This window comes from Bradyrhizobium sp. USDA 4011 (assembly GCF_054063415.1).
On record NZ_JBSSGG010000001.1, the window covers coordinates 4,349,272 to 4,374,030 of the forward strand.

Annotated in this window: 30 protein-coding genes; 13 read left to right on the forward strand and 17 right to left on the reverse strand. The window is 64.5% G+C overall.

Features of this window, described 5'->3' with window-relative positions:
• Positions 1-25: 25 nt before the first annotated feature.
• Positions 26-1,555: a malonate--CoA ligase gene (locus ACVW1C_RS20380; protein WP_456759939.1), complete on the reverse strand. Its 1,530-nt coding sequence runs from the start codon at positions 1,553-1,555 to the stop codon at positions 26-28.
• An 86-nt stretch (positions 1,556-1,641) separates the two neighbouring features.
• Here ACVW1C_RS20380 and ACVW1C_RS20385 point away from each other — a divergent pair, with 86 nt between their 5' ends.
• Positions 1,642-2,403, forward strand: coding sequence for an SDR family oxidoreductase (locus ACVW1C_RS20385; RefSeq protein WP_456759940.1), 762 nt, complete (start codon positions 1,642-1,644; stop codon positions 2,401-2,403).
• A gap of 152 nt (positions 2,404-2,555) precedes the next feature.
• Here the strand turns inward: ACVW1C_RS20385 and ACVW1C_RS20390 are convergent, their stop codons facing one another.
• Complete coding sequence (locus tag ACVW1C_RS20390) at positions 2,556-2,705, reverse strand: hypothetical protein (protein ID WP_456759941.1); 150 nt, start codon at positions 2,703-2,705, stop codon at positions 2,556-2,558.
• A 310-nt stretch (positions 2,706-3,015) separates the two neighbouring features.
• Here ACVW1C_RS20390 and ACVW1C_RS20395 point away from each other — a divergent pair, with 310 nt between their 5' ends.
• The 3 genes from ACVW1C_RS20395 to ACVW1C_RS20405 all read left to right on the forward strand — a co-directional run bounded on the left by ACVW1C_RS20395 (position 3,016) and on the right by ACVW1C_RS20405 (position 5,180).
• A complete protein-coding gene (locus tag ACVW1C_RS20395) occupies positions 3,016-3,570 on the forward strand; it encodes a fasciclin domain-containing protein (protein WP_456759942.1) in 555 nt (184 codons plus the stop codon).
• Positions 3,571-3,750: 180 nt separating this feature from the next.
• Positions 3,751-4,383 (forward strand): cytochrome b/b6 domain-containing protein, encoded by a 633-nt coding sequence (locus tag ACVW1C_RS20400; RefSeq protein ID WP_456759943.1) that lies wholly within the window; start codon positions 3,751-3,753, stop codon positions 4,381-4,383.
• An 11-nt stretch (positions 4,384-4,394) separates the two neighbouring features.
• Complete coding sequence (locus ACVW1C_RS20405) at positions 4,395-5,180, forward strand: molybdopterin-binding protein (protein WP_456759944.1); 786 nt, start codon at positions 4,395-4,397, stop codon at positions 5,178-5,180.
• 125 nt (positions 5,181-5,305) lie between these two features.
• Here ACVW1C_RS20405 and ACVW1C_RS20410 read toward each other — a convergent pair whose 3' ends face one another.
• The gene (locus ACVW1C_RS20410; RefSeq protein WP_456759945.1) at positions 5,306-6,484 is read right to left on the reverse strand and encodes a YbfB/YjiJ family MFS transporter; all 1,179 of its coding nucleotides are present in this window, start codon (positions 6,482-6,484) and stop codon (positions 5,306-5,308) included.
• Positions 6,485-6,573: 89 nt separating this feature from the next.
• Entirely contained in the window at positions 6,574-7,107 is a 534-nt protein-coding gene (locus ACVW1C_RS20415; protein ID WP_456759946.1) for a hypothetical protein, read from the reverse strand.
• A 150-nt stretch (positions 7,108-7,257) separates the two neighbouring features.
• Between ACVW1C_RS20415 and leuB the strand changes: the two genes are divergently transcribed.
• Positions 7,258-8,370 carry a 3-isopropylmalate dehydrogenase gene (gene leuB / locus ACVW1C_RS20420; RefSeq protein ID WP_456759947.1) on the forward strand — a complete coding sequence of 371 codons (1,113 nt, stop codon included), beginning with the start codon at positions 7,258-7,260 and terminating at the stop codon, positions 8,368-8,370.
• A gap of 109 nt (positions 8,371-8,479) precedes the next feature.
• Here leuB and ACVW1C_RS20425 read toward each other — a convergent pair whose 3' ends face one another.
• Together ACVW1C_RS20425 and ACVW1C_RS20430 are read right to left on the reverse strand one after the other, a co-directional pair.
• The gene (locus ACVW1C_RS20425) at positions 8,480-8,887 is read right to left on the reverse strand and encodes a hypothetical protein (RefSeq protein ID WP_456759948.1); all 408 of its coding nucleotides are present in this window, start codon (positions 8,885-8,887) and stop codon (positions 8,480-8,482) included.
• Between the two features lie 178 nt (positions 8,888-9,065).
• On the reverse strand, positions 9,066-9,860 hold the full coding sequence (locus ACVW1C_RS20430) for a hypothetical protein (RefSeq protein WP_456763125.1): 795 nt from the start codon (positions 9,858-9,860) through the stop codon (positions 9,066-9,068).
• Between the two features lie 116 nt (positions 9,861-9,976).
• Between ACVW1C_RS20430 and ACVW1C_RS20435 the strand changes: the two genes are divergently transcribed.
• Positions 9,977-11,011 (forward strand): aspartate-semialdehyde dehydrogenase, encoded by a 1,035-nt coding sequence (locus tag ACVW1C_RS20435; protein WP_456759949.1) that lies wholly within the window; start codon positions 9,977-9,979, stop codon positions 11,009-11,011.
• A 28-nt stretch (positions 11,012-11,039) separates the two neighbouring features.
• Positions 11,040-11,591, forward strand: a complete 552-nt coding sequence (locus ACVW1C_RS20440; protein ID WP_050402526.1) for a TIGR00645 family protein — start codon at positions 11,040-11,042, stop codon at positions 11,589-11,591.
• 124 nt (positions 11,592-11,715) lie between these two features.
• Here the strand turns inward: ACVW1C_RS20440 and ACVW1C_RS20445 are convergent, their stop codons facing one another.
• Positions 11,716-12,372, reverse strand: a complete 657-nt coding sequence (locus ACVW1C_RS20445) for a carbonic anhydrase (protein ID WP_456759950.1) — start codon at positions 12,370-12,372, stop codon at positions 11,716-11,718.
• 142 nt (positions 12,373-12,514) lie between these two features.
• On the opposite strand from ACVW1C_RS20445, the gene ACVW1C_RS20450 reads away from it, so the two are divergent.
• A complete protein-coding gene (locus tag ACVW1C_RS20450; protein WP_456759951.1) occupies positions 12,515-13,393 on the forward strand; it encodes an HpcH/HpaI aldolase/citrate lyase family protein in 879 nt (292 codons plus the stop codon).
• A gap of 125 nt (positions 13,394-13,518) precedes the next feature.
• On the opposite strand, the gene ACVW1C_RS20455 is transcribed toward ACVW1C_RS20450, so the two are convergent.
• The 5 genes from ACVW1C_RS20455 to ACVW1C_RS20475 form a co-directional block, all read right to left on the reverse strand.
• A complete protein-coding gene (locus tag ACVW1C_RS20455) occupies positions 13,519-13,878 on the reverse strand; it encodes a c-type cytochrome (protein WP_176534390.1) in 360 nt (119 codons plus the stop codon).
• 10 nt (positions 13,879-13,888) lie between these two features.
• On the reverse strand, positions 13,889-14,314 hold the full coding sequence (locus ACVW1C_RS20460) for a hypothetical protein (RefSeq protein WP_456759952.1): 426 nt from the start codon (positions 14,312-14,314) through the stop codon (positions 13,889-13,891).
• 76 nt (positions 14,315-14,390) lie between these two features.
• Positions 14,391-15,182, reverse strand: a complete 792-nt coding sequence (locus ACVW1C_RS20465; RefSeq protein WP_456759953.1) for a hypothetical protein — start codon at positions 15,180-15,182, stop codon at positions 14,391-14,393.
• A gap of 85 nt (positions 15,183-15,267) precedes the next feature.
• The gene (gene leuD, locus ACVW1C_RS20470; RefSeq protein WP_456759954.1) at positions 15,268-15,870 is read right to left on the reverse strand and encodes a 3-isopropylmalate dehydratase small subunit; all 603 of its coding nucleotides are present in this window, start codon (positions 15,868-15,870) and stop codon (positions 15,268-15,270) included.
• Positions 15,871-16,057: 187 nt separating this feature from the next.
• Positions 16,058-16,456 (reverse strand): metallopeptidase family protein, encoded by a 399-nt coding sequence (locus ACVW1C_RS20475; protein WP_456759955.1) that lies wholly within the window; start codon positions 16,454-16,456, stop codon positions 16,058-16,060.
• Between the two features lie 114 nt (positions 16,457-16,570).
• On the opposite strand from ACVW1C_RS20475, the gene ACVW1C_RS20480 reads away from it, so the two are divergent.
• The 4 genes from ACVW1C_RS20480 to ACVW1C_RS20495 all read left to right on the forward strand — a co-directional run bounded on the left by ACVW1C_RS20480 (position 16,571) and on the right by ACVW1C_RS20495 (position 18,829).
• Positions 16,571-16,897, forward strand: coding sequence for a hypothetical protein (locus tag ACVW1C_RS20480; protein ID WP_173639671.1), 327 nt, complete (start codon positions 16,571-16,573; stop codon positions 16,895-16,897).
• A gap of 500 nt (positions 16,898-17,397) precedes the next feature.
• Entirely contained in the window at positions 17,398-17,733 is a 336-nt protein-coding gene (locus ACVW1C_RS20485) for a hypothetical protein (RefSeq protein WP_456759956.1), read from the forward strand.
• A 28-nt stretch (positions 17,734-17,761) separates the two neighbouring features.
• Positions 17,762-18,076 (forward strand): hypothetical protein, encoded by a 315-nt coding sequence (locus ACVW1C_RS20490; RefSeq protein ID WP_456759957.1) that lies wholly within the window; start codon positions 17,762-17,764, stop codon positions 18,074-18,076.
• Between the two features lie 186 nt (positions 18,077-18,262).
• Positions 18,263-18,829, forward strand: coding sequence for a hypothetical protein (locus ACVW1C_RS20495; RefSeq protein ID WP_456759958.1), 567 nt, complete (start codon positions 18,263-18,265; stop codon positions 18,827-18,829).
• Positions 18,830-18,881: 52 nt separating this feature from the next.
• Here the strand turns inward: ACVW1C_RS20495 and ACVW1C_RS20500 are convergent, their stop codons facing one another.
• The 5 genes from ACVW1C_RS20500 to ACVW1C_RS20520 all read right to left on the reverse strand — a co-directional run bounded on the left by ACVW1C_RS20500 (position 18,882) and on the right by ACVW1C_RS20520 (position 23,401).
• On the reverse strand, positions 18,882-19,085 hold the full coding sequence (locus ACVW1C_RS20500; protein WP_456759959.1) for a hypothetical protein: 204 nt from the start codon (positions 19,083-19,085) through the stop codon (positions 18,882-18,884).
• Between the two features lie 205 nt (positions 19,086-19,290).
• Positions 19,291-20,697: a 3-isopropylmalate dehydratase large subunit gene (gene leuC, locus ACVW1C_RS20505; protein WP_456759960.1), complete on the reverse strand. Its 1,407-nt coding sequence runs from the start codon at positions 20,695-20,697 to the stop codon at positions 19,291-19,293.
• A 361-nt stretch (positions 20,698-21,058) separates the two neighbouring features.
• Positions 21,059-21,439, reverse strand: a complete 381-nt coding sequence (rplS, locus tag ACVW1C_RS20510; RefSeq protein WP_050402537.1) for a 50S ribosomal protein L19 — start codon at positions 21,437-21,439, stop codon at positions 21,059-21,061.
• Between the two features lie 108 nt (positions 21,440-21,547).
• Positions 21,548-22,309, reverse strand: a complete 762-nt coding sequence (gene trmD / locus ACVW1C_RS20515) for a tRNA (guanosine(37)-N1)-methyltransferase TrmD (RefSeq protein WP_456759961.1) — start codon at positions 22,307-22,309, stop codon at positions 21,548-21,550.
• Between the two features lie 9 nt (positions 22,310-22,318).
• A complete protein-coding gene (locus ACVW1C_RS20520) occupies positions 22,319-23,401 on the reverse strand; it encodes a zinc-binding dehydrogenase (protein WP_456759962.1) in 1,083 nt (360 codons plus the stop codon).
• Positions 23,402-23,582: 181 nt separating this feature from the next.
• Here ACVW1C_RS20520 and ACVW1C_RS20525 point away from each other — a divergent pair, with 181 nt between their 5' ends.
• A complete protein-coding gene (locus ACVW1C_RS20525; protein WP_456759963.1) occupies positions 23,583-24,605 on the forward strand; it encodes an IS110 family RNA-guided transposase in 1,023 nt (340 codons plus the stop codon).
• The last annotated feature ends 154 nt before the right edge of the window (positions 24,606-24,759 follow it).

The window sequence follows — 24,759 nt, forward strand, 5'->3', positions numbered from 1 at the left end:
GTTCCCTCGCGAAATCCCTCTTTCCTCAAGCCTTCGAATAGATATTCTTGTACGTATCCCGCAGAACGTTCTTCTGCACCTTGCCCATCGCATTGCGCGGCAATTCGTCGACGACGAAGACGCGCTTGGGCATCTTGAATTTGGCGAGCCGCCCGTCGAGCGCCTTCAGCACTGAGGCCTCGCTGATATCGGCGCCCTTGCTGCAGACCAGAACGGCGGTGACGCCTTCGCCGAAATCGGCATGCGGCACGCCGATCACGGCGGATTCGATCACACCGGGCATGGCGTCGATCTCGCTCTCGATCTCCTTCGGGTAGACGTTGAAGCCGCCGGAGATCACGAGATCCTTGCCGCGGCCGAGGATGTGGACGTAGCCCTTGCCGTCGATCTTGCCGAGGTCGCCGGTGATGAAGAAGCCGTCGCCGCGGAATTCGGCCTTGGTCTTCTCCGGCATCCGCCAGTAGCCTTGGAACACGTTCGGGCCCTTGACCTCGATCATGCCGATGGTTTCGCGCGGAAGCTCCTTGCCGGTCTCGGGATCGGTGACGCGCACCGAGACCCCGGGCAGCGCGAAGCCGACCGCGCCGGGCACGCGGTCGCCGTCATAGGGGTTGCTTGTGTTCATATTGGTCTCGGTCATGCCGTAGCGCTCAAGTACGGCATGGCCGGTGCGGTCAGACCATTCGCGATGGGTGTCGGCGAGCAGCGGCGCGGAGCCGGAGATGAACAGCCGCATGTGCTTGGTCGCGTCCTTGTTCAGGCCGGGGTTCTGCAACAGGCGGGTATAGAAGGTCGGCACGCCCATCATCACGGTGGCGCGGGCCATCAGCTTCAGGATCGCGTCCGGATCGAACTTCGGCAGGAAGATCATCGAGGCGCGCGAGAACAGCGTGACGTTGCTCGCCACGAACAGGCCATGGGTATGATAGATCGGCAGCGCGTGGATCAGCACGTCCTTGTCGGTGAAGCGCCAGTAGTCGACCAGCGAATACGAATTCGAAGCCAGATTGTCGTGCGACAGCATCGCGCCCTTGGAGCGGCCGGTGGTGCCCGACGTGTAGAGGATCGCGGCGAGGTCGTCATTGCCGCGCGGCACGGTGACGAATTCCCTCAGTGCCTTGTCGGCCGCCTCGGTCAGCGAGCCCTTGCCGATCGGGTCGAGCGTCTCGACCTTGGCGCCTACCTTGGCGGCGATCGCCTTGATGCCCTCCAGCTTGGAGGGATCGCAGACCACCAGCGACGGCTCGGCGTCGGTGATGAAGTATTCGAGCTCATTCAGCGTGTAGGCGGTGTTGAGCGGCAAATAGACGCCGCCGGCGCGCACGGTTGCGAGATAGAGCACCAGGGCCGAAACCGATTTCTCGGTCTGCGCCGCGACGCGGTCGCCCGGCTTGACGCCGCGTTCCACCAACACGTTCGCCATCTGGCCCGCGCGGGCGATCAGGTCGCCATAGGAGATGCGGCTGCCGTCGAGCTGCTCGATCGCGAGCCGATTGGGGTCGTCGAGGCCGTCGAACAGGCGGGAAAACAGGTTGGCGTTGGTGGTCGTGTTCATGCAACATCCCCCGAAGGGCGAAAGGGCCGGAAGGTTCTGGCTGGATTAGCAAAAACGCCCTTCGGAAAGCAACGGAGACAGTTTGCATGACAAATAATGGGAAACGCGTGGCCTGGGTCACCGGCGGCGGCACCGGAATCGGCGAATCCGGGGCGGAATTCCTGGCTGCGGACGGCTGGACGGTGGTGGTCTCCGGCCGCCGCAAGGAAGAGCTCGACCGCGTGGTGGCCAACATCACGAAGAAGGGCGGCAAGGCCGAGGCGATCCCGCTCGACGTCAGCAACAAGGCCGACGTCAACAAGGCCGCCGAGGCGATCGTCGCCAAGCACGGCCGCATCGACCTCCTGGTCAACAGCGCCGGCATCAATGTGCCGAAGCGCAGCTGGGCCGACATGGAACTGGAAGGCTGGGACAAGCTGGTCGAGGTCAACCTCAACGGCGTGCTCTATTGCATGCGCGCGGTGCTGCCGACGATGCGCAAGCAGCAGGACGGCTGCATCATCAATGTCGCGTCCTGGGCCGGCCGCCACGTCTCGAAGATGCCCGGCCCGGCCTACACCACGACCAAGCACGCTGTGCTGGCGCTGACCCATTCCTTCAACATGGACGAATGCGTCAACGGCCTGCGCGCCTGCTGCTTGTCGCCGGGCGAGGTCGCAACGCCGATCCTGAAGCAGCGGCCGGTGGTGCCGAGCGAAGCCGAGCAGGCCAGGATGCTGCAACCCGAGGATTGCGGTCGCATCATCGCCTTCGTCGCCAGCATGCCGGCGCGGGTCTGCATGAACGAGATCCTGATCAGCCCGACGCACAACCGCGGCTTCATTCAGACGCCAACGAACAGGGATTAGGCGCGCCGGGTCTTCTCCTTCCCCCTGCAAGGGGGAAGGTCGGGATGGGGGTCAGCCGCAGGCGATACTGTCTGCGGAGAGAGCAGATCCCCGCCCGCCTTGCTCTGACGAGCAAAGCGACCTCCCCTTTTCAAGGGGAGGTTGGAGCAAGATCACTCGCTAATCTCGTTCAGCTCCTGGCCGGAATGCTCGGGCACGAACAGGTACACGCCGGTCGCCATCGCGATCATCAGCGCGGGGATGCAGAGGAACGACAGCGCGAACGAGCCGCCGTGATGCTGCTCATGATTGCTTCTCCCCACTACCGCTCGTCGTGAAGCTGCGCCGCAATCTCAGGCTGAACCAATCAGGCAAGGGCGGCAAGCAAATTGCTCGCGGCAGCGCACCCGTCCATTCCGTTGAATGGAATGCGCGACGGCTGCGTGAAGCGCCACGTGTACGAAGCGCGCGCCAACCGGTTTCAAGAATCACAAAGAGTTATTTCCAGAAACCGCCTGGAAAACCTCCCGTAGCTCAGGCCAGCGACGACGCACACCAACCAACACGCGCCGTTGTTGCCCCTTCATTGCCGGCGAAGCCTCGCCGGCTGGATTACCCATCGGGAGACGAACCATGTCGAAGCGTATTGCCTATCTTGCCGCCGCCGCCTTCAGCGCGCTTGCGATCACTGCCACCGTCGTGGCGCCAGTCCGCGCCGAGGAAAAGACCGTGATGGTCGGTGGCGCCGCGATGTTCCCGTCCAAGAACATCGTCCAGAACGCCGTCAATTCGAAGGACCACACCACCCTCGTCGCCGCGGTGAAGGCCGCCGGCCTGGTCAGCACGCTGGAAGGCAAGGGCCCGTTCACGGTGTTCGCGCCGACCAACGCCGCGTTCGGCAAGCTGCCGGCCGGAACCGTCGATAGTCTCGTGAAGCCCGAGAACAAGGCGACGCTGACCAAGATTCTCACCTACCATGTGGTGCCCGGCAAGCTCGAGGCCTCCGACCTCACCGACGGCAAGAAGCTGAAGACCGCCGAGGGCGAGGAACTGACCGTCAAGAAGCAGGACGGCAAGGTCTGGATCGTCGATGCCAAGGGCGGCACCTCGATGGTGACGATCTCCAACGTCAACCAGTCGAACGGCGTCATCCATGTGGTCGACACCGTGCTGATGCCGGCGACCTGACACCCGGCGGGCCGATTTGGTCCCTGAGCGGCTGACGAAACAGCGAGCCGGAGCCTCGCCCCGGCTCGCATTTTTGTGACCATATGAAGTGGCGTATATCGAACTGATGATGCGCACCCCCGTAACGGAACGCCGGTTCCCGGCGTATAAGCCGGTAACGACCACGAGCAGAGACATTCCATGACGAGCCTTGCCGTCAGCGACCACCAGGCAGAGACCGCGGCGCCCGCGAAGGTGATCCAGCCGGTCTGGGTGCGCATGGTGCACTGGATCAACGCATTCGCGATGATCCTGATGATCATGTCCGGCTGGCAGATCTACAATGCCTCGCCGCTGTTCGGCTTCACCTTCTCGCGGAGCATCACGCTGGGCGGCTGGCTCGGCGGTGCGCTGCTCTGGCACTTCGCCGCGATGTGGCTGTTGATGGTCAACGGCCTGATCTATCTGGCGCTCGGTTTCGCCACCGGCCGCTTCCGCAAGAAGCTGCTGCCGATCACCCCCGGCGGCGTGATTGCCGATACCAAGGCGGCGCTGACCTTCAGGCTGTCCCATGACGATCTCAGCAAGTACAATTCGGTGCAGAAGCTGCTCTATACCGGCATCATCACCGTCGGCGTGGTGATCGTGCTGTCCGGCCTGTCGATGTGGAAGCCGGTGCAGTTGCATTGGCTGGTATCGCTGTTCGGCGGCTACGACATCGCCCGCTATGTCCACTTCACCTGCATGGCGCTGATCGTGGCCTTCCTGGTGATCCATGTCGCGCTCGCGCTGCTGGTGCCGAAGAGCCTGCGCGCCATGATCGTTGGACGTTGAGGGAGAGTGTCATGGGCCGTCTCAGCAAACTCCTGATCCCCGGTGTCGACAAGAAGCTGCTCGTGCGCGATGCGGTGAAGACGATGCCGGAGCTGACGCGCCGCCGCTTCATCACGGCCGGAACCAGCCTCGGTGCGCTGACGCTGCTGACCGGCTGCGACGTGGTCGATTCGTCGTCGGCGGAGGAATTGCTGAAGAAGGTCTCGAAGTTCAACGACGCGGTGCAGGCCTGGATGTTCAATCCGGATACGCTGGCGCCGACCTTCCCCGAGAGCATGATCACCAAGCCGTTCCCGTTCAACGCCTATTACGATCTCGACGACGCGCCGGAGATCGCAGGCGCAGACTGGAAGCTCGAGGTGCGCGGGCTGGTCGAGAACAAGAAGTCGTGGACGCTCGACGAATTGTACAAGCTGCCGCAGGTCAAGCAGGTGACGCGTCACATCTGCGTCGAAGGCTGGAGCGCGATCGGCAGCTGGACCGGCACGCCCTTGCGCGATTTCCTTAAGCTGGTCGGCGCCGACACGCGCGCCAACTATGTCTGGTTCCAGTGCGCCGATAAGGACGGCTACAATTCACCTTTGGACATGCGCACGGCGCTGCATCCGCAGACCCAGATGACGTTCAAGTTCGCCGACGAGATCCTGCCGCGCGCCTACGGCTTTCCGATGAAGATCCGGGTGCCGACCAAGCTCGGCTTCAAGAACCCGAAATACGTGCTCTCGATGGAAGTCACCAACGACTACAAGGGCGGCTACTGGGAAGACCAGGGCTACAATTCGTTCAGCGGGAGTTAGCCGTCGTCCCGGCGAAGGCCGGGGCCCATACTCCACGGCCGAGGGAATAAGCAGGCGGGGTGACGCCTCCCTCCGTCACAATCACCTGTGGTTATGGATCCCGGCTTTCGCCGGACGACCAGGGATTACGGCCCGACCTTCCTCTGAAACGCCGCCAGCACCGCCCCCAGCGCCAGCATCGCGGCCGAGACGTTCAGCGCAAATGACAGGCTGCCGACGGCGTCGGTGATCGCGCCGACCACGATCGGTCCGAGGGTCTGGCCGATGCCGAAGGCGATGGTCATCGCCGCAATCGCGGTCGGCCAAGCTTCCGGCGGGTAGTTGAGACGCACAAAGGCGGTGGTTGACCCCACCACGGCAAAGAACGCGACGCCGAACACCAGCGCTGAGATCGCGAGCAGCAGCGGCGAATGCCCGAAGATCGGCAGAGCCGCGCCGAGCGCGTTGACGCCGAGGATGATGGTGGTCGCGAGCCCGCCGCGGTCGAGAGCAAGTACCCGCCGCCAGACCCATGGCGTGACGAACGCGCTGACGCCGATCAGGCTCCAGAACGCGCTCTGTGCTCCCGCGCCGCCGCCGCCGTCGCGGACATAGGCGATCATGAACGTCATGTAGGCGATGTAGCCGGCGCCGAACAGGAAATAGGCGGCGAGGTAGATCAGGACCGGCATCACAGCGAATTTGGTCCGCACGATGCCGCCCGCGGCAGTATTGGCGTGGAATGGCGCCAGCAGCAGCGGCACGGTCATGATCGCGGAGAGCAAGGTCATCGCCCACCACACGATCCACCACGAGCCGGCGCCAAAACCCTGCAGCATGAACGGCGCGATCAGGCCGGAGGCCAGGATGCCGACGCCCGGCCCGGCGTAGAACAGGCTGAGCAGGAAGTTGGCGCGTTCCGGTCGCGATTGCGCGATGGTTGCCGCCAGCGCGCCGCCGCCGACGAAGCCGATCGCGGCGGCGAAGCCGACCAGCAGGCGGGCGAAACTCAGCACGGCGAAATTGCCCGAGATCGCGCACAGCGCCAGCGACAGCGCGCAGGCCACCGTCGACCAGCGCACCGAGGTGGCCAGCCCGAAGCGCTGGATCAGGCGCGAGGCGAACAGCGCGCCGAACAGGTAGCCGGCGGCGTTGATCGTGTTCATGAAGCCGGCGGCCGAATAGGACCAGGCCAGCGAGTCGCGCATGTCGGGCAGCACCAGCGAATAGGCGAAACGGCCGATGCCGAGACCGACCGTCGGTGCGAGCGACAAAATCAGGATCAGCCGCGCGGGATGGGGGTAGGACGGGGCGGGGGCTCTCACAATTCACTCCGGCAATGCCGGCATTGTGGCAGGCCGCGTCGGTCCTGCCCAGCGCCACGGGCAGCAACACTGTCTTGCGTATCGGGCAATCAGGCGATCAGGACCAGCGCGACGCCGATCACGGTCAGCAGGGTTCCGGCGACGATCCGCGCGGTGATCTCGACGTGCTTGAGCATCATCGCGCTCATCGCCACGGTCACCAGCGGGTAGATCGCGGCGAGCGGCACCACCAGCGTGATCGGACCATTGCGGACCGCGGCGAACAGGCTGAGCGCGCTGAGCCCGTTGCTGATCCGCTGCACGGTCAGCACCACCAGCGAGGACATGACATAGCCGACCAGGCAGGCCCACAGCGGGCTCGCCCGGTTCGAGGCGAAGGTCAGGAGCGTCAGCGAGGCCGGGAAGAACAGGCCGATTGCGATGAAGATCGGCAGGCCGCGCCAGACCACCGGCTCGCCATGCAGGATCAGCGGCGACAGCACCAGGAACAGCAAAGTGAAGGACGGCACGCTGATGGCGGCGCCCGACAGCGGCTCGACGGTGCGCAGGCCAAGCTGCGCCAGCACGACGCCAGCGCCGAGGAAAATGGCCGAGGCGAAGGCGTAGATAATGGCTGCGGTCATGAGGTCCGTCTTGTTGGCTTCTTTTGGGGCGCGGTTGGCTCTTGGCGGGCCATTTTGGCCCTGTCCGGGGTGCCTTGCCAATCCGCCCGGGGCGTTTTAGCACTCGCGCCTGACGATGACGGGCATGCCCGATTGAGTGAGGAACGAACCATGGCGACCCATAAACTGCTGCTTCTCCCCGGCGACGGCATCGGCCCCGAAGTGATGGCCGAGGTCCAGCGCGTGATCGACTGGCTGAATGCGCAGGGCATCGCGAAGTTCGAGACCGAGCAGGGTCTGGTCGGCGGCTCGGCTTATGATGCGCACAAGGTGTCGATCTCCGAGGGAGACATGGCCAAGGCCAATGCGGCCGATGCCGTGATCTTCGGCGCGGTCGGCGGTCCGAAGTGGGACAGCGTGCCCTACGAGGTGCGCCCGGAGGCCGGCCTGCTGCGGCTGCGCAAGGACCTCGGCCTGTTCGCCAATCTGCGTCCGGCGGTGTGCTATCCGGCGCTCGCGGATGCCTCGAGCCTCAAGCGCGAGGTGGTCGAGGGCCTCGACATCATGATCGTGCGCGAACTCACCGGCGGCGTCTATTTCGGCGAGCCGAAGACCATCACCGATCTCGGCAACGGCCAGAAGCGCGCGATCGACACCCAAGTCTACGACACCTTCGAGATCGAGCGCATCGGCCGCGTCGCCTTCGATCTGGCGCGCAAGCGCAAGAACAAGGTGACCTCGATGGAAAAGCGCAACGTCATGAAGTCGGGCGTGCTCTGGAACGAGGTCATAACCCAAGTCCATGCGCGCGAATACAAGGACGTCACGCTGGAGCACCAGCTCGCCGATTCCGGCGGCATGAACCTCGTCAAGACGCCCAAGCAGTTCGACGTCATCGTCACCGACAATCTGTTCGGCGACATGCTGTCCGACATCGCGGCGATGCTCACGGGGTCGCTCGGCCTGCTGCCGTCGGCTTCGCTCGGCAAGGAGGACGCCAAGACCAAGGAGCGCAAGGCATTGTATGAGCCGGTGCACGGCTCGGCGCCCGACATCGCCGGCAAGGGCCTCGCCAACCCGATCGCGATGATCGCCTCGTTCGGGATGGCGCTGCGCTATTCCTTCGGCATGGGCGATCTCGCCGACAAGGTCGATGCCGCGATCGCGGCCGTGCTCGCCGGCGGCTTGCGCACCGCCGACATCAAGTCACAGGGCACCACGCCGGTCAGCACGGCGCAGATGGGCGAGGCGATCCTGAAGGAATTGCAGAAGCTGCACGCGTAAGGCTGCATCGTCGCGCCGGGGCATGCGCCGCATCGCCCCGGAATGACAGCAAAACAAAAAATGCCCGGCCGGAGCCGGGCATTTTCGTATCGGCTGTTCGCCCAAATTCTCAGTACAGCGGGAAGCTCCGCGGATAGCCGCCGAGGTCGGCCGGCGGGCTGAGCGGCTGGCGGTCGATCGGACGGTTGTTGTTCTCGCGCGCGAACGACGGGTAGCCGACATCCGGCGGATAGGCGTAGTCGTTGAACTTGCGGTCACCCGGCAGCACTTCGGTGCCGGCGTCGAGCCACGACCGCGTGGTGACGTAGACGCGGGTGCGCGGACCCTGCTGATAGACGCGGTTCGGACCCTGCGCGCCGTAGTAGCGGCGGCCGTCGCGGTCATACTGCTCTTGCTGCTTGCGCTTGCTGGGGCTCTGCTGCGCGCTGGCCGCGGTCATACCGAACGCGGTTGCGGTGACGGCAGCCACGGCAAGCAACACCACGAGCTTGTTCGCGGCAGGGAATTTCAAGGTCATCGCATCCTCGTCATTACGGCCCCGATCGGGGGCTGGCGCATCAGCCAAAATCACTCGGAACACATTGTAGCCATGGAGGGTGGGGCGTCACTAGGTCAATTGCGCCACACCATCGGAGATAATGCGTGTCCAAGCGCAAAAGTTTCATGAAAACCAGTGCCTTGCCACGGTCTCGCCATCAAAGCGCGCCGCGCAGAAGCGGGTTCTCGCTGCCCGTCACCCAGTCGGCCGACAGGGCGGGTGGGCCAGAGGTAACGCAGTCGGTGCGCCGCAGCTCGGCATGCGAGAACAGCGCGGCGAGCCGCGGGTCGTTGCCCGCCGCCAGCAAGGTCAGCCGGTTCAGCATGCAAATGATCGCGGCGCGCTGGGCCGGCAGGCTGGCGCCCTGGCAAGTCCAGCCGGACATCCGCAGGTCGGGCGCGTCGGCCTGTTTGAGGAAGCCGAGGCAGGCGCGGCTGCCGTCCTGTCGCGCCGGGCGCAGCAGGGTGACGCCGCCGAACTTGCTGTCGACGATGCCGGCGGCCTCGAGCTCGCGGATACCGCCGGGGTCGAGGCGCCCGGCAATCTCGGTGGTCGCGGGTACCATAGCCTCGCCGCCGGGGCGGTAGATTTCCAGCTCGGCCGCCAGCGCGCCATTGGCGTCGGCCCAGCGGAAGACATCCTTGCGGCCGCCCTCGCGATGCCGGAGGATTTCGTAAGTCACTGTTTTATCTCGAAGATCGATCTTGCTGATGGCGAAGGCCGGCGCCGAGCGGCCAGCTACGCTCCAACCCGCGGCGGCGGGCGCTGCCATTGCGGTTGCTTCCGGCAGCTGCCTCCATAGATGGATGGCGAGGACGGCGAACAGCGCGAGCACGGCGACATAGGCAAACAGCCGGGAGAGCGTGGCGTACACCTCGTCGACGAAACTCGTCAGATCAGACGGATTTCCCGTATGATGGGGTGCGGCCGGATCGGCCCGAAATAAACGCATCAAAACGCTCAAAAGCTACGCAACGTTGTCTTGACGGGGTTTCTCGCATAGAAGCGCTGCCTCTTCCCTTTCCGCAGCTTGCGGGGGAACGGGCATTTTTCGTCGGAGAGTGAACGATGGGTTACAAAGTCGCGGTGGTCGGAGCGACCGGCAATGTCGGGCGCGAAATGCTCAACATTCTCGACGAGCGCAAATTCCCCGCCGACGAGGTCGTCGTGCTGGCTTCGCGCCGCAGCGTCGGCGTCGAGGTCTCCTATGGCGACCGCACGCTCAAGGTAAAGGCGCTCGAGCACTTTGACTTCTCCGATGTCGACATCTGCCTGATGTCGGCCGGCGGTTCGGTTTCCAAGGAATGGTCGCCCAGGATCGGCGCCGCCGGCGCGGTCGTGATCGACAATTCCTCGGCCTGGCGCATGGACCCCGACGTGCCGCTGATCGTGCCGGAGGTGAACGCGGATGCGGCCGCCGGCTTCACCAAGAAAAATATCATCGCCAACCCGAACTGCTCGACCGCGCAGCTCGTGGTCGCGCTGAAGCCGCTGCACGACAAGGCGACGATCACGCGCGTCGTGGTCGCGACCTATCAATCGGTGTCGGGCGCCGGCAAGGATGCGATGGACGAGCTGTTCTCGCAGACCAAGGCCGTCTACACCAATGACGAGCTGATCAATAAGAAGTTTCCGAAGCGCATCGCCTTCAACATCATTCCGCAGATCGACGTCTTCATGGAAGACGGCTACACCAAGGAAGAGTGGAAGATGATGGCGGAGACCAAGAAGATCCTTGATCCCAAGATCAAGCTGACCGCGACTTGCGTGCGCGTGCCGGTCTTCGTCAGTCACTCCGAGGCCGTGAACGTCGAGTTCGCCAACCCGATCACGGCGGACGAGGCGCGCAATATCCTGCGCAACGCGCCGGGCTGCCTCGTGATCGACAAGCACGAGCCCGGCGGCTACGTCACGCCGTATGAGGCGGCCGGCGAGGACGCGACCTATATCAGCCGCATCCGCGAGGATGCGACGGTGGAGAACGGCCTGTCGTTCTGGTGCGTGTCGGACAATCTGCGCAAGGGTGCCGCACTGAACGCGATCCAGATCGCGGAAGTCCTGATCAACCGCAAACTGATCACCGCGAAGAAGAAAGCGGCCTGAAGGCGGGGACCAACGGGGGGCGCAACCCATGTCGGAACAGCTGGCTCCCACCCCATCGAGCCCCCCGACGCCGCGCATCATGCGCGGCTTCGAATATGTGCTGTTCAACAGTCGCTGGCTGATGGCGCCGTTCTATGTCGGCCTGGTGGTGGCGCTTGCCGTGCTGCTGCTGAAATTCGCGCGCATGCTCTGGGAGTTCGTGCTGCATGCGTCCGGCTACAAATCGACGGAAGTCATCCTCGATGCGCTGGCGCTCATCGACGTCACGCTGGTCGCCAACCTCATTCTGATCGTGGTCTTTTCGGGCTACGAGAACTTCGTCTCGCGCATCGACACGTCGGGCAACCCGAACTGGCCGATCTGGATCACCAAGATCGATTTTGCCGGGCTGAAGCAGAAGCTGCTGGCGTCGATCGTCGCGATCTCCGCGATCCACGTGCTGGAAGCGTTCCTGAACATCGATGCCGCCTTCGACGCCACGCGGATGACCTGGCTCGTCGCCGTCCATCTGGTGTTCGTGATCTCAGCGCTGTTGCTTGCGCTCTCGGATCGCTGGGGCGGCTATCACGGTGATGAGTAGCCGGGCATGATCTGGAAATGTGTGAAGCGGTTTTCCCTCGCGACAAACGCGAACCGTTTGCGCGGAGATCATGCTCAAACAAAGAGCTAAAGCGCGATGACGATCCAGCTCAAACTCATCGCGCCTACGCGCCGGCCTTCACGGCATCGGCGACGCTGATGAACTCCTTCGCGACCCGGTCGAGCACGAACAGGGAGCCCTCGGCGACGCCGAAATAGGCGCCGTGCAGCTGCATCTCGCCGCTCTCGACGCGCTCGCGCACGAACGGGAACGTCATCAGGTTCTCCAGCGAACGGAACACCGCGGCCTTTTCGATGCGGGTGACGAAGTCCTGCATGCTCTCATGGTCGCGCTGCTCGACCACCTCGCCCGGCTTGATGAACATCTGCATCCATTTGCCGATGAAGTCGCCCGGCGTGAGCGGCTTGATCTTGTCGACGAAGGCGCGGATGCCGCCGCACTGGGCATGGCCCAGCACCACGATGTTCTTCACCTTCAGCACGGTCACGGCATATTCCAGCGCGGCCGAGACGCCGTGCGCGTTGCTGTCGGGCTGATAGACCGGAACCAAATTGGCGATGTTGCGGACCACGAACAACTCGCCGGGGCCGGCATCGAAGATCACTTCCGGCGAAACCCGCGAGTCGCAGCAGCCGATCACCATGGTCTCAGGGAACTGGCCGCGTTCGGATAGGTCCCGGTAGCGGGATTGCTCGGTCGGCAGCCGCTGCGTGGCGAAGGCGCGATAGCCGTCGATCAGTTGCTTTGGAAAGGACTGCATGGCCTCTGGCTAACCACATGCTGGTGATGGGTACAAGACTTTCGGCGTGCATCCTGAGATGATACGGCAGCCTTGAAAGATGGTTCCACCCGATGCCCAAACGATGGACGGTGGCGGAGCCCGAGCCCCCAGGAGAATGCCGATGACCCGTCCGCGCCGCAGCCTGTTGTTCATGCCGGGATCGAATGCACGGGCGCTGGAGAAGGCCCGGACCTTGCCGGCTGACGGCATCATCCTCGACCTCGAGGATTCCGTTGCCCCCGACGCCAAGGCCACGGCGCGCGAGCAGATCGCCAAGGCGGTCGCCGCCAGGGGCTTCGGCAAGCGCGAGGTGCTGATCCGCATCAACGCGCTCGACAGCCCGTGGTGGGTCGACGACATCGGCATGGCCGGCAAGGTGCAGCCGGACGGGATTCTGGTTCCGAAGATTTCCACCGTCGACGATCTCAACGCAGTCGCCGATCGCCTCAGCGACATCAATGCCCCTGCCTCGATCCGGGTCTGGGCGATGATCGAGACCGCACGCGCCGTGCTCGACGCCGACAAGCTCGCCGCGGCATCGCAGGACTCCAAGGTCCGGCTCGCCGGCTTCGTGTTCGGGCCGAACGACATCGCGCGCGAAACCCGGATCCGGATGAAGCCGGGCCGCGCGGCGATGATCCCGATGATCACGCATTGCATCCTGGCGACCCGCGCGCACGGGCTCGAGATCCTCGACGGTCCCTATGGCGACATCAGCAATATCGACGGCTTCGCGGAGGAATGCGCGCAGGGCCGCGATCTCGGCTTCGACGGCAAGACGCTGATCCACCCGAGCCACATCGATGCCTGCAACGCGATCTTCACGCCGCCGGAGGCCGAGGTCGCCGAGGCCCGCAGGATCATCGCCGCCTTCGAGCAACCGGAGAACGCCGCGCGCGGCGCGATCCAGCTCGACGGCCGCATGGTGGAGCGCCTGCATGCCGAGATGGCGAAGCGCACCATCGCGATCGCGGATGCGATCGCTGCGATGGGGCATTGACGATCATCGGTGGTGACATGCACGCTAAAGCATGATCTGGACAACTGCGAAGCGGTTGTCCGAAGAGATCATGCGTAGACAAGAAGCTAGAGCGCGATGACGATTCAACCTGATCTCATCGCGCTTTAGTCGCGCTTCAGGCTCATAATGTAATTCGCGAGATCATCGGCCTCGCTCGGCCCAACAATGATGTTCGGCATTGTCGGGTGGCTCGTCTTCAGGAACACCTTCAGCCAAAGCGTGGTGGTGGAGGGCCGGTTGGCGATGGCGATGAAGTCCGGCGGCACTTTCTTCACGCCCGTGGCAATCGGGCCGACGACGTGGCATTCCATGCACCAAGCCTCTGCCAGCCGGTGCCCGGCGGTAATGCTCTCTGAAGGCTGCCCCGCGCCATTGGCCTGATGCAGGCGTAGCAGAAAGAGCGCAGCCATCGCGATCACGACGATCGGCAATGCACGGCGCCAGACGAGGTGCTGATTCAGCATCGACGCACCATCACGACGCCGGCTTGCGACCTGTAGCCTCACCCAGCGCATCGATCGTCGCGGCGTTCAGGCAGTATTGATGATAGTGCGCGCTGGACGTGCCGGCGGCGAGATCATGGTCGCACTGTCGCTTGTGATTGCACAAGCTGCAGACCCGCTCCATGTCGCGCAGCACCAAGTACTCGGTGCGTGCCAGATTCTCTTGATCGATTCCGAGTGCCATGAGCAGCTTGGGCAATTCGTCGGCGCTGTGCGACCCTCGGCGCACCAACGCCGTGAGGTCGTCAGGGCTGACCCGCAGGTCGCTTGCGATCTGCTTGAAACTCGCATCGTCCAGTTCGCGCAGCTCGCCAAGCTCCCGCCGGTGCTTCAGCCACTCGCCGAACACATCGATCAGATACTCGACGACAGGGTACATCCGAGCTTCGGTGGTCATGGGTGCCTCCAAAATAAAGTGGCCGTCCCATATGAGACCTTCTACGCAGCCTGACCTTGCGGCAGATCAAATCGGCTCAAGTCCGCCCAAACCTCTCCGTCGCCCAAGCATAGAGGCTGCCGGGGATCGGCGCCTCCTTGCCGCGTCCCTTTGGCGAGATGTGCAGGCCGATGATTTCGGGATCATCAAGGTAGCGCGAAAAATCCGACGGCTCGAAGAACAGTCTTGGCTCGGCATGCACCGCGTAGAACGAGCGCTTCGGCAGTGCGTACCGCAACTCGCCTTCGCGGCGCGCGAGCGCGGTCAGTGCCGCCGGGCCGTAGATCGCGACTCTGATATCGGCAAGGCGGTTCGACTTGCCGCGCAGCCGGCGCATCGCAAAGGTCAGGCGGTGACGCAGCGCCAGCCAGTCCGGGGTGAGCTCGTCCTGTTTCATCAGCGCCTCGAAGGCGCGGACGATCGGATCATCAGGCGGCAGGTACAGCACGGAATTGCCGAGCTGCCGCGGTCGTTCCCAGGCGAAATAGGGCTTTGCCGGATCGATCGCGACCGGCTTCAGCAGCAGCACATCGGCGTCGAGCCAGAGGCCGGCGCGCTGGGTCATCAGCCGCATCCGGAAGAAGTCGCTGAACTGCAGCAGGGTCCAGTCGCGCCATGAGCCGTCAGGCTCCGGCGGACGCAGCTTCTTGGCAAACGCATGCGGCAGCACCGCTTCGGCCTCGGCATTGCCGACGCCGTCGGGCAGGTCGGGAATCGGATCGAAACTGTAGACGGTCACCTTGTGCCCGGCCGCCACCTGCGAGCGCAGGCAGGTCCGGCGCAGGGCGTCCATCGAGCCGTGCCAGAAGGTGACGATGTCAGGCAGCATGCGCGTCAGCTATCAGCTGGTCTGCGAAGAGGCAAAGAAAAACCCCGGCGCCTGAAGGTGCCGGGGTGCGATGATACGCCGAGCCTCAGGCCCAGGCGCGCTCCTTCAGCTTGGCCTCGTAGCTGTCGATCGACGATTTCTTCTCCATCGTCAGGCCGATGTCGTCGAGGCCGTTGATCAGGCAGTGCTTGCGGAACGGATCGATCTCGAACTTCACCTTGCCGCCGTCGGGACCGCGGATCTCCTGGTTGGGGAGATCGATGGTCAGCGTCGCATTGGCGCCGCGCTCGGCATCGTCGAACAGCTTGTCGAGGTCCTCCTGCGACACGCGGATCGGCAGGATGCCGTTCTTGAAGCAGTTGTTGTAGAAGATGTCGCCGAACGAGGTCGAGATCACGCAGCGGATGCCGAAGTCGAGCAGCGCCCACGGCGCGTGCTCGCGGCTTGAGCCGCAGCCGAAATTGTCGCCGGCGACCAACACCTTCGCATTGCGATAGGCGGACTGGTTGAGCACGAAATCGGGGTTCTCGCTGCCGTCATCCTTGTAGCGCTGCTCGGAGAAAAGCCCCTTGCCAAGGCCGGTGCGCTTGATGGTCTTGAGGTACTGCTTCGGAATGATCATGTCGGTGTCGACATTGATGATCTTCAGCGGTGCCGCGACGCCTTCCAGCGTGGTGAACTTGTCCATCGGTGCTCTTCCCGGGCAAAAATAGGGGATAGGGGCCGGATGTTTATCGCGAATGTGACTGCGGTAAAAGGGCCATTTCTGCAAAGCTGGAGCCCTCGTTCCGATTGGATCGGCAACGGGGCTCCAGCTTCCTTGTTTTCACGCGTTTTCTTCACCCGAACCGGGGTCTACTTCGCTCGAAAACGCTTTACCCCGCATCGGCCTCAATCGCCTCCATATCGGCGTCGGAGAGGCCGAAATGGTGCCCAATCTCGTGGATCAGCACGTGGCGGACGATGTGGCCGAGGGTTTCGTCGTGCTCGGCCCAGTAATCCAGGATCGGCCGGCGGTAGAGCCAGACCAGGTTGGGCAGCCGGGCCACGTCGCCATGGCTCTGCTGCGGCAGGCCGATGCCATGAAACAGGCCGAGCAGGTCGAACTCGCTCTCGGCCTGCATCTCGTCGAGCACCTCGTCGGTCGGGAAGTCGTCGACACGGATGATCAGGCCTTCGCAGAGGGCCCGGAACGTCGGAGGCAGGCGCTCGAAAATCTCGAGCGCCATGGCCTCCATCTCGGCGAGCGAGGGGGCTTTGGCTGTGGTCCACATGACACTCCTTTAGCGCGAGTGGCTCAGTCGGCGCCAGCGCAGTTGACCTTGGCGGTGCAATGGGAGACCGTGCGGCCCAGGATTGAGGCTCAAGAATGGGGCTTGGGTGGCGTGATGAAACGGATCGTGGCGGCAACGCTGTTGGCGGTAGCAGTCGGGCTTTCGCTTCCGGCCGGAGAGGCGCGGGCACAGAGCGCGGCGGCCGAAGCGCGCATCGGTGAACCGGCGCCGGCCGTCCGCGAGCGGGTCGTCGAGCACCGCCGGCTCAGGCGCGTGCCGATCTACCGGTCCCGGCCCGATCATTGGGAACCGGATGTCATCCCGCGTTACAATCCCGGTCCGAACGCCGTGCGCGATTGCACCGCGACCTATGTGCAGGAGCACCGGCCGAGCGGCACCGTGATCACGCCGCGCATGAACTGCTTCTGGCGGCCGGGCTAGAGCGGCTGCGAGCGACGCGGAAGCTAGCGCAAATGACGGCGCGCAGCGCCGATCAGTCCGGCCGCGACGACCACGCCCGCCGTTCCATAGACTACGAGCGCCATCAGCATTTGCGTGAGCTGGCTCGCCGTTCCCATGCCGCCGCCCGGTCCTTGCGAGGCGAGCGCGACATCAATTGAAATGATGGAACCAGCGAGCGCTGCCGCGCCGAGCGCCAGCTATCTGCGCGGGCCTTGTTGTGTCATCGGCGGTCTCCTGCCAGAGGGCTCCTCACAACGTACGACCATTGTCGATGCCGGTTTTGCGCGCAGACATGAAAATTCCTGCGGCTGTGCCGGAACCCCGCGCGCGCCAGCGGCATTCACGAGCGTGGCGCAGTCATTCAAATCCCAATTCACGTCGTCCGCATTCTGCTTGCGATCTGCGTCGCGGCAACGGGGTCGATTCGAACCCGAGTCGTCGTTGCAGGACGTGACCTCAGGGGATCAAGGCGAAGACGCATGAAGGTGATGAAGGTTCTGGGGCTTGCGGCCGTCGGTGCCGTGCTGGTTTTGGCGGCGCCGGCCGAGCGCGCGAACGCGATGTCGCTCGCGACGCCTGGCACCGCCGCAACGGTTCAGAACAACGCGAACCAGACGACCACGCAGGTACGCTATGGTCATGGTCACGGCTGGCATCGTGGCTGGGGTCGCGGACATCACCGTGGCTGGGGCCATCGTCGCCACTGGCGCCGCAGATCGCGCGGCGTATCAGCGCAGTTGAGACACAGGCCCGTGAGCAACGGGCCTGTTGTCGTTCTCAGCCATCAAACCGGCAGATTCGCGCGCCCGAGATGATATCAATCGCAATCTGCAGGAGTTGATCATGATGAAATGGATCGGTGTTGCCGCGGTCGCTTGTGCATTCGCATTGACGGCGCCGGCATCGGCAACCGCCGCGGCACAACAGAAGGAGGCGGGGAAGGCGACCGACTTCAGCGCGCAGCGCCATCATCGCCAATACCATCGTCACCACTATCACCACGGCTACCGGCCCTATTATCGGCCGTACCACCAGCCCTATTCCTATTACCGGCCGTACGGCTCCTATTATTACGGGCGGCCTTACTACTATCGGCCGTATCCATACGCGGTGCCGGCACCGTTCACCTTTGGCTTCGGGTTCGGCCCGTTCTGGTGATGCAGTCGGCCGCGCTGCGCGCGTCGCCGACATTCCCGCTCGGACTTTTCGCCGCACGGTTTCGCGCGTTCATGGCGCATTCACTCAGGACTTTCTAGCGTCACGCGGGGAGCGACTGCAATGAACGCAATGAGACCGGCTGCCATGCAGCGCGGTTCTCATCGCTGTTGTCAGGGAGGTTCCGAGATGAGGGAGAGCTCTTTGCGGCGTGGACTGCTGCGCCGTCTCGGTGTTGCGGCGGCCGCGGTCTTCGCATTGTCGATCGTCTCGCAGCACCGCGCCGAAGCGCTGTCGCTGGCGAGCCCGGGCACCGTGCCTGCGGCAAAGTCTGCGGCCGATGCCATGACGACCCAGGTTCGGCATGGCGGTGGCGGCGGCCACGGCGGCGGAGGTTTTCATGGCGGTGGCTTCCGCGGTGGCGGATTTCACGGCGGTGGATTTCATGGCGGCGGCTTTCGTGGCTTCCATGGCGGCGGTTTCCGCGCCGCGCCGGTGTTCCATGGCGGCTATCGCTATGGCGGCTTCCATCGCCACTACGGCGGCTACCACCGCTTCTATGGCAGCGGTTACCGCTACGGCTACCGCCGGCACTTCCATCACCGGCGCTACTTCTACGGCTCGTCCTACTATTACCCGGCCTATTATTATCACCGCCGCTGCCGGGTGGTCTGGACCTATTACGGACCGCGCCGGATCTGCCGGCCGTGGTGGCACCACCGCCATTACTGGCGGCCGTACGGGGTCTATTGGTAAGGGCTGAAACGACAGCGGGCGCCTCACGGCGCCCGTCTTTTTCAGCCTAGTCTCAGTTCTTCAGCCTCCAGGACTTTATCTTCCACGGCGTCAGGTTTTCCATCCGCCATTGCGTCCAGCGCTCCGGCGGCCAGTGGCTGAGGCGCGAGGTTTCCTTCACCTCGGGAAGCGGATCGATGATGCGTGGCGCGGCGCGGCGTCGCTTCTGCCGCGTCGCCTCACTGATCATATCGACGAATTCGCTCTTGTCGGCCACGTCCGGCTCCCCACGAAGCTTGTGTTCGCAAGGAGCCAGTGTGCGTGCGCCCCGTTAACGAGCCGTTTCCGAAACGGCTCGAGCTTGAGGCAAGCCATAGCGTTTTCGAGCGAAGTGGTCCCGGTTCGCGTGAAGAAAACGCGTCAAAAAAAGAGAATCGGGCTTCGGTTCTGATCTGGTCAGAACCGAAGCTCCCGCGCTTACCTTACCGCCAGTCGCGGACGTCGACGAAGTGACCGGCGATCGCGGCGGCCGCGGCCATCGCGGGCGACACCAGATGGGTGCGGCCCTTGAAGCCCTGCCGACCCTCGAAGTTGCGGTTCGAGGTCGAGGCGCAGCGCTCCTCCGGCTTCAGCTTGTCCGGGTTCATCGCCAGGCACATCGAGCAGCCCGGCTCGCGCCACTCGAAGCCGGCCTCGAGGAAGATCTTGTCGAGGCCTTCGGCTTCCGCCTGCTCCTTCACGATGCCCGAGCCCGGCACGATCATCGCATTGACGTTGGCGTTGACGGTCTTGCCCTCGGCGATCTTCGCGGCGGCACGCAGGTCTTCGATGCGGCCGTTGGTGCAGGAGCCGATGAAGACGCGGTCGAGCTTGATGTCGGTGATCTTGGTGCCGGCGGTCAGGCCCATATATTTCAGCGCGCGGTGCTTGGAGAGCCGCTTCGCCTCATCCGCGATCTTGTCCGGATCTGGCACGAAGCCGGTCACCGAGATGACGTCCTCGGGGCTAGTGCCCCAGGTGACGATCGGCGGCAGCTTCGCGGCGTCCAGCCGGAGCTCGTGGTCGAAATGCGCGCCCTCGTCGGAGCGCAGCGTTTCCCAGTAGCGCATCGCGGCATCCCAGGCCGCGCCCTTCGGGGCCTTCGGGCGGTCGCGCAGGAAGTCGAACGCCTTCTGGTCGGGCGCAACCAGGCCGGCGCGCGCGCCGCCTTCGATCGACATGTTACAGACCGTCATGCGGCCTTCCATCGAAAGCGCACGGATCGCCTCGCCGGCATATTCCAGCACATAGCCGGTGCCGCCGGCGGTGCCGATCTCGCCGATGATCGCCAGGATGATGTCCTTGCCGGTCACGCCGTCCGGCAACTTGCCGTCGACGATCGCGCGCATGTTCTTGGCCTTCTTCTGGATCAGCGTCTGCGTCGCCAGCACGTGCTCGACCTCGGAGGTGCCGATGCCGTGCGCGAGCGCGCCGAACGCGCCATGCGTCGAGGTGTGGCTGTCACCGCAGACGATGGTGGTGCCAGGCAGCGTGAAACCCTGCTCCGGGCCGATGACGTGGACGATGCCCTGACGCTTGTCGAACTCGTTGTAGTATTCGATGCCGAATTCCTTGGCGTTCTCCGCCATCACCCGCATCTGCTCGATGCTTTCCGGATCGGGGTTCGGCTTCGAGCGGTCGGTTGTCGGGATGTTGTGGTCGACGACGGCGAGCGTCTTCTCGGGCGCGTGCACCTTGCGGCCCGCGGCGCGCAGGCCTTCGAACGCCTGCGGCGAGGTCACCTCGTGCACCAGGTGGCGATCGATATAGAGCAGGCAGGTGCCGTCGTCGGCCTCGTGGACCAGATGGTCGTTCCAGATCTTGTCGTACAGCGTGGTCGGTTTGGACATGAGCTTCAGCTCCAGAAGAAATTCAGTGGTGAATGGCGTTAAGCGCGTCTTAAGCGCGCGAGCAGGCGACAGCGTCCAGGTAGCTTCACGCTGCGCGCGTAAGCTCTGATGTTGCCGACGTCGCAAAGCGTCCGAAGAAGCGGCCGGGCAGCCGCGAGCGATCGTCGATCACGACGCGCTTGCAGGTCTGACTTGGGCAGCGCTGGCTTGCTTGATCCGGAACCATTCTAAATTTCTATCACAGGGCTCGCGGGCGCGACAATCGATCGATGCGCGGACCTGTCCACCAGATAGGTATGCCGCAACAAAAAAGCGCGGGGCAGGGCCCCGCGCTTTTGGTCACATCCCCTGAAGGGAAACGTTACTCGCCGACGGCGGTCTGGCGGTCCTGCTTCTCGACGATGCGGGCCGACTTGCCGCGCAGGTTGCGCAGGTAATAGAGCTTGGCGCGACGCACCTTGCCGCGACGCACGACCTTGATCGAGTCGATCATCGGCGACATCACCGGGAAAACGCGCTCCACGCCTTCGCCGTACGAGATCTTGCGCACGGTGAAGCTCTCGTTGAGGCCGTGGCCGGAACGGCCGATGCAGACGCCTTCATAGGCCTGCACGCGGGTGCGTTCGCCTTCGACCACCTTCACGTTGACGATGACGGTATCGCCGGGTCCGAATTCCGGGATGGTCTTGGTGGCGGCGAGCTTGTCGAACTGCTCTTTTTCGAGCTGCTGAATCAGGTTCATCGAAATCTCCATCGGCGGCGCGCCCAGCCTGTGCGGGCTGCGCAAACGTCCATCTATCCTGCGCGTGTGCGGATTAGGCCGTGCCTATAAGGCAAAGCGCAGGGTTTGTCACCCGTCTGTCGTGTTTTTTGTCCCTCGAGGAGCGGCTTTTTGGCCGGCCCTCCGGGCCCAGAGATCGGGCCGCCGGGCCGCCGTCAGGGCCTCGGACTGGGCCAGCCGCCAGGCCGCCACCTTGGCGTGATCGCCGGAAATCAGGATTTCCGGGATCTGGCGGCCCTCGAACTCCTGCGGACGGGTGTATTGGGGGTATTCCAGTAGTCCTTCGGAGAAGCTCTCCTCGGTTCCCGAGGCCAGCTTCCCCATCACCCCCGGCAACAGGCGAACGCAGGCGTCGATCAGCGCCATCGCGGCGATTTCGCCGCCGGACAGCACATAATCGCCGATCGAGACCTCCTCGAGCCGGCGCGCCTCGATCACCCGCTGGTCGATGCCCTCGAAGCGGCCGCAGACGATCAGCGGCCCGGGCCCGGCGGCAAGCCCGGCGACCTGGGTCTGGGTCAGTGGCCGACCCCGCGGGCTCATCAACAGGCGCGGACGGTCAGGCGCAATGGTCGCGGCATCGATCGCTGCCGCCAGCACATCCGCCCGCAGCACCATGCCCGGGCCGCCGCCGGCCGGCGTGTCGTCGACGCTGCGGTGCTTGTCAGTGGCTGACGCTCGGATGTCACGTGCCTCCAGCGCCCAAAGGCCGCCGGCCAGCGCCTTGCCGGCGAGGCTGACGCCGAGCGGTCCCGGAAACATCTCTGGGAACAGGGTCAGCACGGTCGCGCGCCATTGTGTCGCCTGGGATGGGGTCTCTTGCGATGTCATGGCCTCTGGTTACGGCACCACGGCCGTGAGGTCGAGGCTCTGCATCATCGCGGCCGCATCAACCGCACGGCGGAAGTCGGCGAGCTTGAAGGTCGCGACGTTGATCTTGCGCAGATCCAGCAAGCCTTCGGCGGCAAGGCCGGCGAGTTGGCCCGGCGCCGTTCGATCGTACATGAACTGCCCGACCACCTCCCAGTCGTTGGCCAGCATCTCGCGGAACGACAGCTCGAGCGGCACCTCGGCGCTGCCCATCAGCACCATCCGGCCGCCACGCCGGAGCGCGCGCAGGCAGGATAGCGTGGTCGAGGTACTCTTGGCGGCGCCGAGCAAATCGAGCACGACATCGGCGCTGCCGCCGGCGGCGCGGCGGATGATCGAAAGATCGGCGGCGGCATCGCCGGTCACGACAGCGGGAATGACGCGCGGGCCGAATGCGTCGCGCAACTGCTCGAGCGCGGCCTGCTTGCGTCCGACCGCGACGACACGCCCCGCGCCCATCGCGACCGCGAGCATCACGCCGCCGGAGCCGAAATAGCCGGTCGCGCCGTTGACGATGATGGTCTGTCCGCCGCGCAGGCCACAGCGCTGCAATCCGCCGAACGGCACGATCAGTTTTGCCAACCCGACCAGCTCGGTCGCCGGCTTGTCGTCGAGATTGGCAAGTGGCGTGACGCAGGCCGCCGGCCAATGCGCGATCTCCGCAAACACGCCGTCGCGCCAGCGCGCCTGCAGCGCCAGCGCCTCCGGCGTCGTCACCGTGGCGGTGAGGCCGATCAGGATCTGCGGCGGATCGCGATCCGGCACGTCGCCGCGCAGATGCGGGCTGAGGAATACGCGGTCGCCGCTCCGCACATGCGTGACGTTCTCGCCGGTGGCGACGACGCGCGCGATCGCGTTGGTGCCCGGCACGAACGGCATCGGCGGCAGGCTGTAGGGCAGCGCGCCCGACAGCAGCTTGTTGGTATAGGACAGCACCATGCCGGCTTCGACCCGGACCACGACGCCATCGGGCGCAGGCCCGGGCGTTGCGACATCCTCGAAGCGGAGATCATTGTGGGCGTGCAGCCGCCAGGCCTTGTGCGTGCTTGTCATTGGGATGCTCCGTGACACCATTGCTTAAGTAGATGGGGTAACGGGCCGGCCGCCCGCTCGCTACGGCGCGATTTGGAGGCGCGCTCGCGAGCGGCCTGTTGGTTGGAAGGCGGTCGTCCCTCGAACTGATGGTGTCAAACGGAGTGAGGCAAGCCCGCTCCAAGCATCATGAGGGACGACCATGTACCACTATGCAGGAATCGACGTGTCTTTGGAATGCTCGAGTGTTTGCCTTGTCGACGGGGCCGGCAAGATTTTGCGCGAGGCGAAGGTTGCGAGCGAGCCGGAGGCCCTGATCGGCTGGTTCCGGTCGCTGGGGCTGGTGCTTGAGCGGATCGGGCTGGAGGCAGGTCCCTTGTCGCTGTACGCGGCGATGCGGGAGGCGGGACTTGCGGTTGAGCTTCTGGAGACCCGGCATGTGCGCGATGCGTTCAAGGCAATGGTGGTGAAGTCGGACCGCAATGATGCGCGCGGGATCGCGCAACTGATGCGGCTCGGCTGGTTCCGGCCGGTGCACTGCAAATCGATCGCGGCGCAGGAGAGCCGTGCCATTCTGACGGCGCGCAAGCTGCTGCAATCCAAGCTGCGCGACGTCGAGAACAGCCTGCGCGGCGTGCTCCGCGGCTTTGGCCTGAAGGTCGGCGCGACCACCGAGCGCACCTTCGCCGAACGCATCCGGGAGCTCGTTGCGGGCCATCCTGGACTTGAGGTGGTGGCGCAGGCGCTGCTCGAAGCCCATGCCGTGCTGCGGCGCGAGTTCAACAGCCTGGACAAGCAGGTCCAGAAGCTCGCCAAATCGCACCCGCAGGCCAGGCTCTTGATGACGACGCCGTCCGTCGGCCCGATCGTGGCGCTCACCTATGCCTCGGCGGTCGACGACCCGAAGCGCTTCCGGTCATCGAAGGCGACAGGAGCGCATTTTGGCCTCACCCCGAAGAAATACCAATCGGGGGAAACCGATTACACCGGCCGCATCAGCAAGATCGGCGATGCGTCCGTGCGCGAGGCGCTCTATCAGGCGGCTCACGTGATGCTGACCAAGCCGGTCAGGAATTGCGCGGCGCTGAAGGGCTGGACCATGCGGATCGCCAGGCGTGCCGGCATGCGCAAGGCCAAGGTCGCGCTGGCGCGCAAGCTCGCTGTCATCCGGCATCGCATGCTCGCCGATGCGAAACCATTCAACCCGTTGGCCAACGCCATCTAAACCAGGAGCATCAATCGGTTCTGGGCGGGCCACGACACCAGGCTCTCCCCGAGCGAAGTCCCTTCGCCGGGACGATGGATCCGGTCAGGCCGCCATCCGGGAAGTGGCTCACAACCACGCTTCCGTAGATTGGCCGGCCGGCTCCTCAATGCAC